General features: G+C 59.3%; 11 protein-coding genes. 4 read left to right on the top strand and 7 right to left on the bottom strand.

Annotated features, from left to right (window positions below):
• The first annotated feature begins 8 nt into the window (after positions 1-8).
• A complete protein-coding gene (locus tag ACOYW0_RS12705; protein WP_482418772.1) occupies positions 9-1,808 on the top strand; it encodes an ATP-binding protein in 1,800 nt (599 codons plus the stop codon).
• Positions 1,777-3,141, top strand: coding sequence for a sigma-54-dependent transcriptional regulator (locus ACOYW0_RS12700; protein ID WP_180138700.1), 1,365 nt, complete (start codon positions 1,777-1,779; stop codon positions 3,139-3,141). The genes ACOYW0_RS12705 and ACOYW0_RS12700 overlap by 32 nt, the downstream gene beginning before the upstream one ends.
• A 485-nt stretch (positions 3,142-3,626) precedes the next feature.
• On the opposite strand, the gene ACOYW0_RS12695 is transcribed toward ACOYW0_RS12700, so the two are convergent.
• From ACOYW0_RS12695 to ACOYW0_RS12670, 6 genes are all read right to left on the bottom strand, one after another.
• Complete coding sequence (locus ACOYW0_RS12695; protein ID WP_482418771.1) at positions 3,627-4,403, bottom strand: LabA-like NYN domain-containing protein; 777 nt, start codon at positions 4,401-4,403, stop codon at positions 3,627-3,629.
• A gap of 457 nt (positions 4,404-4,860) precedes the next feature.
• Entirely contained in the window at positions 4,861-5,622 is a 762-nt protein-coding gene (locus ACOYW0_RS12690) for an SDR family oxidoreductase (protein ID WP_482418770.1), read from the bottom strand.
• Positions 5,623-5,624: 2 nt separating this feature from the next.
• Positions 5,625-6,701 carry a phosphotransferase family protein gene (locus ACOYW0_RS12685; protein WP_482418769.1) on the bottom strand — a complete coding sequence of 359 codons (1,077 nt, stop codon included), beginning with the start codon at positions 6,699-6,701 and terminating at the stop codon, positions 5,625-5,627.
• A gap of 211 nt (positions 6,702-6,912) precedes the next feature.
• Positions 6,913-7,599, bottom strand: a complete 687-nt coding sequence (locus ACOYW0_RS12680) for a TetR/AcrR family transcriptional regulator (protein ID WP_180138696.1) — start codon at positions 7,597-7,599, stop codon at positions 6,913-6,915.
• Positions 7,600-7,849: 250 nt separating this feature from the next.
• Positions 7,850-9,058, bottom strand: a complete 1,209-nt coding sequence (locus tag ACOYW0_RS12675; RefSeq protein WP_482418768.1) for an acyl-CoA dehydrogenase family protein — start codon at positions 9,056-9,058, stop codon at positions 7,850-7,852.
• Between the two features lie 178 nt (positions 9,059-9,236).
• The gene (locus ACOYW0_RS12670; protein ID WP_482418767.1) at positions 9,237-9,929 is read right to left on the bottom strand and encodes a histidine phosphatase family protein; all 693 of its coding nucleotides are present in this window, start codon (positions 9,927-9,929) and stop codon (positions 9,237-9,239) included.
• Positions 9,930-10,192: 263 nt separating this feature from the next.
• Here ACOYW0_RS12670 and ACOYW0_RS12665 point away from each other — a divergent pair, with 263 nt between their 5' ends.
• A complete protein-coding gene (locus ACOYW0_RS12665) occupies positions 10,193-10,957 on the top strand; it encodes an electron transfer flavoprotein subunit beta/FixA family protein (protein ID WP_482418766.1) in 765 nt (254 codons plus the stop codon).
• Between the two features lie 145 nt (positions 10,958-11,102).
• Positions 11,103-12,053 carry an electron transfer flavoprotein subunit alpha/FixB family protein gene (locus ACOYW0_RS12660; protein ID WP_482418765.1) on the top strand — a complete coding sequence of 317 codons (951 nt, stop codon included), beginning with the start codon at positions 11,103-11,105 and terminating at the stop codon, positions 12,051-12,053.
• Between the two features lie 73 nt (positions 12,054-12,126).
• Here ACOYW0_RS12660 and rnfB read toward each other — a convergent pair whose 3' ends face one another.
• On the bottom strand, positions 12,127-13,101 hold the full coding sequence (gene rnfB / locus ACOYW0_RS12655; RefSeq protein ID WP_482418764.1) for an RnfABCDGE type electron transport complex subunit B: 975 nt from the start codon (positions 13,099-13,101) through the stop codon (positions 12,127-12,129).
• Between the last annotated feature and the right edge of the window lie 55 nt (positions 13,102-13,156).

The following is a 13,156-nucleotide window of genomic DNA, read 5'->3' as shown; positions in this document are numbered from 1 at the left end:
GAGACGGTATGCCATCGGAACGGAAATTCTGGTCGGAAGTCCCGCCCTGGATCTTTATCGGAGCGGTCGTGGTGCTTCTGCCCATCTCCTCCTGGGTCACCTTTGACAAAATCAAGCGCCAGCGGGAAAACAGTATCCAGCTCCTCATCGAAAAAGGCGCGGCCCTGATCCGCTCCTTTGAGGCCAGCACCCGTACAGGCTTCATGGCCGACAGCTTCCGGGAGAACCGAAAACTCCAGAAACTCCTCTTTGAAACAGCCCGCCAGCCCGACATATCCTATATCCTCGTGGCCCAGGACGATGGCCGCATCATCGCCCACAACAAAGCCTCCCTGGCAGGCAAGCACCTGAACCTCACCTACCAGGGCAAAGAGCTGGACTTGAAGCGCATCGCCGGGTCTGGCCGCCTCTTCTGGCAGATCATTCATGAAGAGGGGGGCAAGCAGACCCTGGTCATCTTCCGCCGATTCACCCAGGAGGCCTCCAGCCTCTTGCGGATGCAGATCTCCAAGTACGACAACCGGGTCCTCCCCGACGCCGTGCTCCAGCTGGAAAAGGCCCCGGAGCGCATCATCTTCGTGGGCCTGGACATGAGCTCCGTGGAAAAAGCCGGAAAAATCGAGATGCAGGACTCCCTCATCTCCGGGGTGGTGCTGCTCCTGTCCGGGTTCGGGGGGGTGATCCTCCTGTTCATGATCCAGGCCTACCAGTCCACGCGAAGCTCCCTCTCCCGAATAAAGGCGTTTTCCGATACCATCGTGGAGAACCTGCCCATCGGGCTCATGGCCTTTGACAGTTCCTTTCGGATCCTCTCCTTCAACCACGTGGCCAAAAAGGTGATGCAGCTGCCGGACAACACCACGGGCAAAGAAGCCCGGGCCCTGTTGCCCGGGGAGTTCACCGACCGCATCCAGGAGCTGAAATACGGCATCGGCATGGTGGAGGACCAGGTGGAGTGCACCACCCCCCAGGGGGCCTTTCTCCCCCTTCAGGTAAGCGCTGCACCCTTGAGGGACGAAGAGAACCTGGTCACCGGGTACCTCTGCCTCTTCAAAGACCTCACCGAGGTGCGGAGCCTGAAACGGGAGGTGGAGCGAAGCCGCCGCCTGGCCTCGGTGGGTAAGCTCGCCGCGGGCGTGGCCCACGAAATCCGCAACCCCTTGAGCTCCATCAAGGGATTTGCCACCTATTTCAGTGAGCGTTACAAGGACAACCCCAACGACTTGAACATCGCCCAGATCATGATCAAAGAGGTGGACCGCCTCAACCTGGTGGTGGGCCAGCTCCTGGAGTTTGCCCGGCCCGTGAGCCTCTCCCCCAAGCGGGTGGAACTCGATCCCTTCATCGATAACTGCGTCAAGCTTGTGAGCATGCGGGCTAGGGAGCGGGGAATCACCATCGCCACGGTCTTTGACGACGCACCCGAGACAGCCCTCTTCGACCCGGACAAGATCAGCCAGGTGCTGCTCAACCTCTTTTTAAACGCCATTGAGGCAACGGAGCCGGGGGGCAGCATCGATTTGAACGTCACCCGCCCCGTGGGATCGACCAATCTCGTCCTCACGGTAACCGACACCGGGTGCGGCATCTCCGATGAGAACCTCGCCCATATTTTTGACCCCTATTTTACGACCAAAGCATCTGGAACCGGGCTGGGACTGGCCGTCAGTCACAACATCGTGGAAGCCCACGGTGGCGAAATCCGTATCAAGAGCATCGAAGGTGAAGGCACCGCCATCACCCTGGTCATCCCAACCAAAGCGGAGCAGACAGATCATGACAAAAAACTTCTCGATTCTGGTTGTTGACGACGACACCTCCCATCGAACCATGCTGGCCACCCTTCTCACCGGGTGGGGCTACACCATCTTTGAAGCCAACGACGGCGAGCCCGCCATCGAAATGGTCAAGGAGCGTTATTTCGACCTTATTCTCATGGACATCCGCATGCTCAAGGTTTCGGGCCTGGAAGCCATGGAGAAGATCAATCAGATCAACCCGGCCATTCCCATCATCATCATGACCGCCTACTCCTCCATTGAGACGGCGGTGGGGGCGTTGAAAAACGGGGCCTACGACTACCTCACCAAACCCATCGACTTCGACAAGCTCCGCCTCACCATCGAACGGGCCACGGAACGCCAGCGCCTCCAGGAAGAGAACCAGCGCCTGCGCCTTTCGTTAAAGGAGCAGTTCGACCGGCAGAACATCATCGCCCGAAGCAACGTGATGACCCAGCTCCTGGACACCGTGGCCCAGGTGGCTACCTCCGAGGCCACGGTCCTCATCACCGGGGAGTCGGGCACCGGCAAGGAGCTCATCGCCGGGGCCACCCACTACAACAGCACCCGACGGGAAGGCCCCTTTGTGAAGATCAACTGCGCGGCCATCACCGAGACCCTCCTGGAGTCCGAGCTCTTCGGCCACGAAAAGGGGGCCTTCACCGGCGCCCAGCGCCGCAAGGAGGGAAAATTCGTCCAGGCCCACGGTGGCAGCATCTTTTTGGACGAGGTCTCGGAGATGCCCCTGTCCATGCAGGTGAAACTCTTGAGGGTCCTGCAGGAACGGGAGATCACCCGAGTGGGGGGCGAAGAGGTCATCCCCATCGATGTCCGCGTCATCACCGCCACCAACAAAAACCTGGCGGACCTTGTGCGGGAGGGAAAATTCAGGGAAGACCTCTACTACCGGCTCAACGTGGTGGACCTCTACCTGCCCGCCTTGAGGGAGCGGCGCGACGACATCCCCCCCATCGCCCAGCACTACCTTAAAAGCCTGGCTGAAAAAAACCGCAAAGAGATCTCCGGGTTCACCCCGGAAGCCATGGACATGCTGGTGCGCTACCGCTGGCCCGGCAACGTGCGCGAACTCATCAACACCGTGGAACGCGGGGTCGTCCTCTGCCAGAGCCCCTACGTGGGCATCGAGTCCCTGCGCCTCATGGAAGAAGAGCAACTGGAACCGGCCCACGCCACCGCCGGATTTTCCGGCGAAGTCCGGCCCCTGGAAGAGGTGGAAAAAGAGGCCATCCTCTTCACCCTGGACGCCACCGGCAACAACAAAAGCGAAACCGCAAGGCAGCTCGGCATCACCCGGAAAACCCTGCACAAAAAGCTCAAAGCCTACGGGGTGATGCCTTAAGGGCAGAAAACGGCCTCCGGCGGCCCTGCCGGGGGCTAACCTTTTAAAAAGGTTAACAAATAGGTCTTAAAAAACCATTTTTGATGAAACCTCTTTTAAAGGCGGATATGATTTGACCCGAGGAACGAGGGGCAAAGCGCATCCGCAACCTGCTTTCAAGGTGGCACACCTTGCCGGGGCCAAACGTTTGAAAAGTTTGATAAACAGGTCTTGACAGCGTTGCCATGAATTCCAGCGATTCCGACTGTTCTAACCTTTCGGAAAGTTTTTTGCGGAGCTTTTTTTCAAAAAAGCGACCCGCCGGAGGCAACGGAATAGTTACAAGAAAAAAGGGCTCGTGATCTTAAAAGAATCACGAGCCCTTTTCTTTTTTCTTGCCATGTTCTGTGATCATTTATCGCGCAGCGGCAAGCAGCACCCACATCCCCGCTCACGGGCGCAGCCCGTCTGCACATGTGAAGGGGCAACGCCCCGGAGCATGTGCTTTACCTGTTTTTCCAGTCAAACACCTGGATGTTTTCCGCCTTGTATTTATCCGGGCCCTGCTCGATGGCGTCGAACTCCAGGATGACGCCTTCGCGTTTGTAGCGCATCAGCTGGTCGCTGACGATCTTGGGCTCGAAGTCGTTGACGTGGCAGAAGACATTGCTCTGCACCTCACCGACACCCAGCCCGGTACGCATGTTGAGAAACCCGTACTCGCGGCCCTCTTTGACGGAGTAGATGATACCGCGCTGCCGGCGTTTGTTGTCGAACCGGCTGGGCATGAGCCCTGGCACGAGAAAACCTGAAAAACTGTTGTCCACTTCCCGGCGCAGTTCGGAGCTGGTGTTGTCAAAGGAGAGCAGGTCCACACGCTTTCCCCGGTTCTGGAGGGCCCTGACCAGGCGCAGGAAGTCGCCGTCCCCGGTGCCGATGAGCACGTAATCGAGATTTTCGGACTGGAGTAGAGCATCCACGGCCAGGTCCAAGTCGGCGTTGGCCTTGACCACGGTGTCCCCGTCGTCGTTAAAGTAGCGTTTCACGGTTTTTAAGATCAGGTGAAAACCGGCCCGGCGCATGGCGTTTCGGTACTCTTCACTGCGCATGCGGTACTCGTGGTCAAACTCCTCCCGGTCGAAATCCGCGGCCAGATAGGCGTTGGCCCGTACAATGGTGGTGTCCTGGGCGGAAACCAGGTCGCGAATAACGCTGTAACGCATGCCCCACCCACCATTGAAGCTGAGGTTGTCTACATCAAGAAAAATACCTGCCTTGAGCATAATGTACAAATCTCCGATACATGCGTGGGACGATTTCTCCTAAATCAATTAAAAAAAAGCCCCCCCGAGCAAACGATCCGGCACGCATAACATAATAAACGGCCTTACCGGCGGAAAACAGCGACGGGGTCAAGGTGCGAATCATCCATTGAAGCTCTCAACCACCGCCCTTTTCCGAAAGGCCACGATTCATAATCTGCGATCACCCTGGCGCACATTGTAAAATTCGATGTGCACCGCCATATAGTGTAGGAATATCATTCACATCTTTACCATAGTTTTTCATTTGCCACAAAGGGGGAACATTTTTTAAAACCACGCGAAAAGCCATTATCCTTGAGGGGCTATCCCCTCGGCAGCCCTTTTCCGCCCATGCCGTGTCGCCAAAACAAAAAAAGGCATGCCCCCGGAGCTCTCTCCGAAAGACACGCCTTTACCGTTAGAAAAAAGAAAATAATCAGGCCAGCATGCCCCCGTCCACCACCAGGGAACTGCCCGTCACATAGGAGGCCGCGTCCGAGACAAGGTAGAGGACCGCACCGGCCATCTCCGAGGGCTCGGCCACGCGGCCTGCAGGGATCTGGCGGTTCACCTCCTTCATGATGTCCTCATTCCGGGTGATGGCAGAGGCGAACTTGGTGTCGGTCAGGCCCGGAAGCAGCGCGTTGACCCGGATTTTGTCCGGGGCCATCTCCTTGGCCAGGGCCTGGGTCATGGCGATCATCCCCGCCTTGCTCACGGAGTAGACCCCTTGAAAGAAAGCAGGCCGAACCCCGTTCACCGACGCCACGTTGACGATGGCCCCGCCACCCCTCTCCTTCATCAGGGGGGCCGCATTCCGGATGAGAAAAAACGGGCCCTTGAGGTTTACGTCGAAAATCTTGTCCCAGGCCCACTCTTCGGCGTCCACCATGGGCCCGAAGTGGGGATTGGCCGCGGCGTTGTTCACCAGGATATCCAGCCCTCCGCAGAGGCGCTTGACCTCTGCCGTCAGCTGGGCAATCTGTTCAAGATCCCCGGTGTGGCAGGCCACGGCATGGGCTTTCCCCCCGGCCCCTTCGATTTTTGCCTTTACCGCTTCGAGACCTTCGATCTTACGGCTCGAAAGCACCACCGTCGCCCCGGCCTCTGCAAGGGCCATGGCAATGGCCTCTCCGATGCCCCGGCTTGCGCCGGTGACCAGCGCTGTTTTCCCTTCAAGTGAAACCGATACAGCCATACCTACCTCCCATGATCCATTGATTTCCGGTTCAGTACATATGATAGAGCGGCCCTCTCAAGGATCTGCACCGCAAAAATCAGCATGGCAAACCGCTTGTCCCTGGTGAGGCCCTTGTGGTACCGCTGGTAAATCTGCTGGGCAATAACGGCCAGGCGAAACAGGCCGAAGCAATGGTAGTAATCAAACCCCGAAACATCCCGGCCCGTGAGCCTGCCGTAGCGAGCCACCATCTCGGACCGGGAGAGCGCCCCGTCCATGTTCGTGGGCATAAGGCGGATCATCTGCATCTCTTCGGGGTCGTCTTTCTCCACCCAGTAGGCCAGGGAGTTGCCCAGATCCATGAGGGGGTCACCGTAAGTGGCCATCTCCCAGTCCAGGACCCCGATGATCGCCATGGGATCGGCCTCGGACAAGACGATGTTGTCCAGTTTGTAGTCGTTATGGACGATGGTGGGCTGCGGCGCGTCTTCGGGCATGTGGTCCGCAAGCCACTCCATGACGGCTTCGAAGTCCGGGGCGTCGTCGGTCCGGGCGTTGCGGTAGCGCCTGCTCCACCCCTCCACCTGACGCCTTACATACCCTTCGGGCTTGCCCAGAAAATCAAGCCCCGCCTCTTCCACGTCGATGCCGTGGAGGGCCACCTGGACGTCCAGTACCCTTTCGCAGAGGCCTTTCGCCTGGGCCGGAGTGTAGGCCAGCCCTGCGGGCAGGTCCTTTCTCAGGATGACCCCCTCCATGCGTTCCATGACGTAAAAGGGACACCCCATCACCTCCGGGTCCTCGGTGTAGTACAACGGCTCAGGGCAGTATGGAAAATGGGGCCTTAAGGCGCTTAAGATACGGTACTCGCGCCCCATGTCGTGGGCGCTCTTGATCCTGGCCCCGAAGGGAGGCCTGCGCAGGACCATCTCGGTCTCTCCCACGCGCACCAGATAAGTAAGGTTGGAAAACCCGCTGGGAAACTGGGTCAGTGTCAGGGGGCCGGAAAGCCCCGGGATGTTGACCACCAGGCAATCATACAGCTTGCCCTCGTCCAGCCCTTCTCCGTCACGAATCGCCTGTGCTGTGTCCTTCATGCGCTCTCCTCTTCCATATCTCTGAATTAGGCAGACAGAAAAAACAACCTCCGGCGGCCCTGCCGGGGGCTAAACTTTTAAAAAGTTTAACAAACAGGTTTTACGACTATCTTGTATGGCTCCGCCGAGACAACCTCGACAGGTTGTCATGTTCCATCGGGAACGTTTTACGGTTCTTTTTTCCCAAAACGGAGGCAGCTTTTCCTTGAGCCTATGCTAACCGAGAGAAGGCCATCTCGATGACGGCGTCAGCGTAGGATTCCACGGAGGTGCCCCGTTTTTTGAACTTCCAGCGTTTCAGGTACCAGTCCTGCTGCATGGCTTTTATGAGCCCTGCGATCAGGGCGGCATCGCAGGGGGCAAACGCCTTTTCCGCGATGCCCTCTTCAATCTGATCGGTGAGGGCTTTTTCCGTTGCCGCTTCCATGGCAAGGGCCCGGCTGACATCCTCTTTGCCCAGGTGGCGGGACTCCATGAAGCTGAAAAAAAACCACGGCCGGGCCACCTCGCTCAGGTAGATATGCGCCCGGATCAGGGCAGCGAGTTTGTCAAAGGGGTCGGTGAGGTCTGTGACGCTCTCCCGTAAAAACCGCTCCAGAATCCGCCGTCCCTGCCCCTGGATCAGGGCAAGGAGCTCTTCTTTGCTCTGGATATACCCATACAGCCCGCCCATGGAGAGACCGCTTTCGGTGCACAGGTCCCGCATGCTCATGGCCTGGAACCCCTTCTCCATGGAAATGGCGAACACCGCCTGGATGATCCGCTGGAGGTTCTTCACCGCCGTGGCCTCTTTTTTCACACGGATGGACCCTGCGTTTTCCCGGAACAGCTCCCGGATCATCTCCTCCCTGGAGACCTCGAACTTCTCTTGAAATACACGATAATCTTTCGTCGTCACGTCAGCCCCTTGCCCTTGTCTCATACTGATATTACCCAAACTAAAAACGAATGGTAACCATTCAGCTTATGCCTCCGGCGGCCCTGCCGGGGGCTAAACTTTTGAAAAGTTTAACAAACAGATTTTAAAATCATATTTTACGTTTACGCCGACATAAATACGGATGTGATTTGACCCGAGGAACGAGGGGCAAAGCGCATTCGTAACCAGCTTTCAAGGTGGCACACCTTGCCGCCGGAGGCTCGTTTTTCTACCTCACCTCCCGTCCTTCATAGCTCCGCAGGATCCGTTTGGCCAGAGAGGTTTTATGGACTTCGTCGGCACCGTCGTAGATACGGGCGGCGCGTTCGTGGCGGTAGAAATAAGCCAAAATGGTGTCGTCGGTCATGCCCAGGCCACCGTGGACCTGCAGGGCCCGGTCCACGATGCGGTTCATGGTGTTGGCCACCACAAACTTGATCATGCTGATACTGTCCCGGGCCTTGGCCGCCCCCACGTTGTCGATCTGCCAGGCGGCGTGGAGGGTCATGAGGCGGGCGGCCTCCATCTCGGCTGCGGATTCGGCGATCCAGCCCTGGATGATCTGGCGGGTGGCCAGGGTTTTCCCGTTGGGGGCGATGACCCGCTCGTTGGCCCGCTTGCACATGAGGTCAAAGGCCCGCCTGCAGATCCCCAGCCAGCGCATGCAGTGATGGATGCGTCCCGGGCCCAGGCGCTCCTGGGCAATGACAAACCCCTGGCCTTCGGGTCCCAGAAGGTTTGTTTGAGGCACCCGGCAGGACTGATAGAGGATCTCGGCGTGGCTTGCGTAGCCGTTGCCTTCATGGCCCATGACCGGGATGTTGCGCACGATGTTGAACCCCGGGGTCTCACCGGGCACGATGATCATGCTGGCCTGGAGGTACGGGGGAGCGTCCGGGTTGGTGACGGCCATGACAATGGCAAAGTCAGCTCCGTCGGCGCTGGTGGTGTACCACTTGTGGCCGTTTATGACGTAGTCGTCCCCGTCTTTCTCCGCCGTGGTCTCCAGCATCACCGGGTTGGATCCCGGCATGTCCACCTCGGTCATGGAAAAGCAGCTGCGGATGTCGCCCGCCACCAGGGGATTCAGGTAGCGTTTTTTCTGCTCGTCGGTGCCGAACATGTGAAGGATCTCCACGTTCCCCGCATCCGGGGCCTGGCACCAGAACACAAAATGGCCCAGGGGGGAGCGCCCCAGAGCCTCGGAGACCAGGCCGTGCTCCACCAGGGAGAGCCCCATGCCCCCGCACTCCACGGGAAAATTAGGTGCCCAGAGCCCCATCTGCCGGACCATGGCCTGCTTCTCCCGAATCTTCGGCAGCATGTCGTTAAAGTCATGCACGAGGTACTCCGGTTCCATGGGAATCAGCTCCCGATCCACAAACTCGTTGATCATCGAGACGATGGTCTCAATGCGTTCCGATACGCCAAAATCCATGACGGTCTCCTCGATTTAGAGTTTAGCCTGATTTGTAAAACCGGGTTTGACAAACAGGTCTTAAGCAAGCCTTTCCAGGCTCTGCCGAAATAATTCCCACTTTTTCGCAGAGCTTTTTTTCAAAAAAGCGCCCCCCGGAGGCAAGCTGAATAGTTGCCTGAATAGCAGCGCCAAATCTTTATCTATAGGTCACCCACTCCCGGCCCAGAAGGGCCAGATGGGCGGACACGTTTGCGCTCATGAGATGTATCCCTCGTTTGCCGACACGCAGGGTGGAATACCCCCCGTTTACAAGCTCCCATGAAAGGGCCATGGACTCCGACGGCGACAGGTTGAGGGCACCCCCCAGGGCCATGGCAATGGCACCGCCCGACGAAAAGACAGCGACGGTTTCCCGGGGGGCAAGGCCTGCTGCAAGGCCCTTGAGGCCGGAACGGACACGCCCGGCAAACGCGCCAAAGGACTCCCTCCCCGAAGGCAGGGGCATGCCGCCCACCCAGAGAGAGAGGGCCTCTTCAAAAAACGGCTGAAAGGTATGGTTGGAGAAACGGGCTTCAAGGGCCTCTGTCAGATGGGGATGGCTTCGGGCAATGAGGGGATGGGCAGCCTCAATGATGCCCATGTGGTCGTATTCGTTAAAATCGGAACAAACCGCCACATCCCGGGGCGTATTCATCACGGACAGGGCCAGGGCGGCCGATGCCTGCTGGCGCTTCGGCTCTCCTGCCACCACCCGGTCAAAGGAGACCCTGCAGGCGCTGAAGTGGTCCCCCACCGCTTTGGCCTGGGCTTTTCCCAGGTCGGTGAGGCTGTCATAGCGCTGGCTTCCAAAGGCGGCCTGCCCGTGCCGTATGAAAATGATTCGGGCCATGTCCGTATCCCCTTCGTTCAGGTGAGATGACCGGTCGCGGAGATGTGCCAGTGAGGAAAGGCTGGCCCGCGACCGGCCACACGGATCATCGGCAGCCCCTGCCTGGTGCTGCCGTGGTATCGCTGCTGAATCACACTCTAAAAAGGCCGACGCCAACCTGTCAAGAAAAAAAGAACGAGCGCTCGCTTTTTTTGTTGAAACCCTTTTCCCCCCACGCTACAGTAATCATGTACCCACGAAAACGGAAAAAAGGGGGAGGTCCCATGCACATCGCTGTGCTCATCAAGCAGGTCCACAACACCGGTTCCACACAGCTCCTGCCGGACCCCGAGGCATCACCGGCGGATTTCCGCATCAACCGCCTGGACGAACACGCACTGGAAGAGGCCCTTCGCATCAAAGAGTCCATGGAAGGCACCGTGCTCACCCTGATCACCGTGGGCCCCCACCGGGTCACCGAAGCCCTGAGGCGAGGACTCGGCATGGGGGCCGATAAAGCCATCCAGATCAAGGCAGACATTGAGCCCCTCTGTGCCACGGAAACGGCCGCGGCCCTGTTCCCGGTCCTTGACGACCTCAGGCCCGATCTCATCCTCTGCGGGGCCATTAGCGAAGACCTCATGCAGGGCATGACCGGCCCGGCCCTTGCCGCCATGCTGGGCATCCCCCACACCTGCCAGGTCGTGGAAGAGCTCCGCATCACAGAATCCCCCCGCACCCTGGAGGTCACCCGGGACGCCGGGGCAGGCATGCGGCAGGTGGTAAGCCTGCCCTTTCCCTGCCTTGTCACCGTGCAACAGGGGTTCAACACCCCACGCTACCCCAACATTGCCCACATGATCAAAGCGCGCAGCCAGCCCATTGAGTGCCGAAGTGCGCCACCGGCAGCCCCAGCGGTCACGACCCCGGTCACCGGCACCTCCCCGCCGGTGCAAAGGGGCCGTGGCATCCGCATCAAGGGATCACCGGAAGAGCAGGCCGCACATTTCATCGCCTATCTCAAGGAACGCCAGGTGTTGCCAGAATAAAAAAAGCAGGCCTCCGGCGGCGAGGTGAGCCACCTCGAAAGCATATTGCCGTTGCGCCTTGTCCCTCGTTCCTCGGGCCAAAGCGCAACGGCCTATAACCTATAACCTATTTCCTATTTCCTATTATCTACTTTATCCTGACATCATGATCACACTCATCATCGACATCTCCGGCACTCATCTGCCCGCCGTCTCCATGGAGCTGGCAGCCCTGGCCCTGCGGCTGAACAAAACCGAAACATCCGGCATCATGGCAGTGGTGTACGGAAAAGAGGCGGCCCTTGGCGCCCGCCGGTTTGCCGAAGCCTCGGGAGTAGACACCCTGGGGTTGGTGTGTGACCCGGAAGCCCATCCTGCCGCGGACATGGCAACGGCCCTCAGGGCGGTGCTCCCCGCACAAGTGCTCCGGCATCTCCTGTTGCCCCACACGCCTTGGTCCATGGAAGTGGCCCCGGTCCTGGCTGTGGGTTTGGGGCTCCCCACGGTTCCCTGTGTGACGGGATACGACACGGAAACGGCAACCTTTTTTCGAAGCGCCGGGTCAGGCACGTCTCTTCTGCACGTCAAGGCCCCCGCTGGCGGGGTGATCACCTTGCAGGCCGGGGCGCTCTCCCCTGCTCCGGACGCCGATGTTCCGGGGCGTGTCACCGTCCGCCCTTTGGCTGTGGCCCCGGGTCCGGTCCGCCTCCGATCCTCATCGGCTCGGGAAAAAGGAAACGCAGACCTGTCCGGCGCCCGGGTGGTGGTCTCCGTGGGCCGGGGCATCGGCTCACAGGAGAACCTGTCCCTGTTCCGCCGCTTTGCCGACGCCCTGCCCGGGGCCGCCACAGGGTGCTCACGCCCCCTCGTGGACATGGGCTGGATGCCCTACCCCTGCCAGGTGGGGATCACAGGCACCGCCATCACCGCGGATCTCTACATCGCCCTGGGCATCTCCGGCTCCACCCAGCACCTTGCAGGCATTCCCCGGGGCACCACCGTGATCTCGGTGAACCGCGACCCGGGTGCGGCCATCCACGCCGTCAGCGACCTTATCGTTGAGGCCGATCTCCTTCCCTTCATGGAGGCGGCCTTGGCGCTTTTGGCGACAAAATAAAAAAGGGGCACCGACCCTAAGGTCGGTGCCCCTTTATTTCATGCACAATGTGGTGCGCTCACCCTGATTAGAATCAGGCCTCGGCTTCTGCCGCTTCCTTCTTCTCCTCTTTGGGTGCGTCTGCTTCGGGAGCCTCAGCTTTGGGCGCCTCAGCCGCTTTTTCAGGTGCGGCCTCGGTGGCCTTGGGCTCGGCCTTCTCTTCAAGCTCGGTCATCTTTCCGGTGAGGAACTTGATGGGTGCGCCGTAGCCGGGGGCGATAACCCCGGGCTTGCACTGGACCTGGAGACAGGGTGCGTCTTCACAGAACTGGCACTTGTCGTAATCGATCTCGCAGAGGTTATCCACCACCTTCATGGCGTCATGGGGACAGGCCTTGACGCAGAGACGGCAGCCGATGCAGCCCACGTTGCAGACCTTTTTGGTCTGGCCGCCCTTCTGGCGGTTCTGGCAGCCGATGACGCTGACGGCGTTGTCGGGGACCAGGACCATGATGTCCCTGGGGCAGGCCGTAACGCAGAGGCCGCATCCCACGCAATTGTCCACGTTTACCTTGGGCACGTTGAGCTCGCCGATGACAAGGGCGTCAAAGGGACAGGCGCGTACGCAGTTCCCCAGGCCAAGGCAGCCGTATTCGCAGCCTTTTTCACCGGCAAAGAGGTTGGCCGCGGCTTCGCAGTCGTTTAAGCCGTTGTAGATATATTTGGTGGTGCTGTTGGTTTCGGGACACCCCTTGCAGCGGGCCACGGCCTTTACAGGCTTGATCTCCGCAGCTTTTTTCCCGGTGAGCGCGGCAATTTTCTGGGCCACCTCGTTGCCACCGGGCGTACAGAGGTCAGGGCGCACTTCCGGGTCTTCCACCACGGCTTCGGCGTACTGTCCGCACCCGGCATAGCCGCAGTTGGCGCAGTTACCCGCAGGGAGGATGTCGGCGACCTCATCAATAAGAGGGTTGGTCTCGACGGCAAGTTTTTTGTCGGCAAGGGCAAGCAGAAGGCCGATGGCAGCTCCCAGCCCACAAAGTACCAGTAAAGGAATCACAATGGTCATAACTACCCCATAGAAGGATATTAGGTGTTGGTTCCGGCAACCCCGGGGTCGCCTT

It is taken from the genome of Desulfoluna sp. HI9BLuna (genome assembly GCF_056829775.1).
The sequence above is the reverse complement of the archived record's forward strand: the minus strand, read 5'-3'. Positions and strand labels throughout refer to the sequence as shown.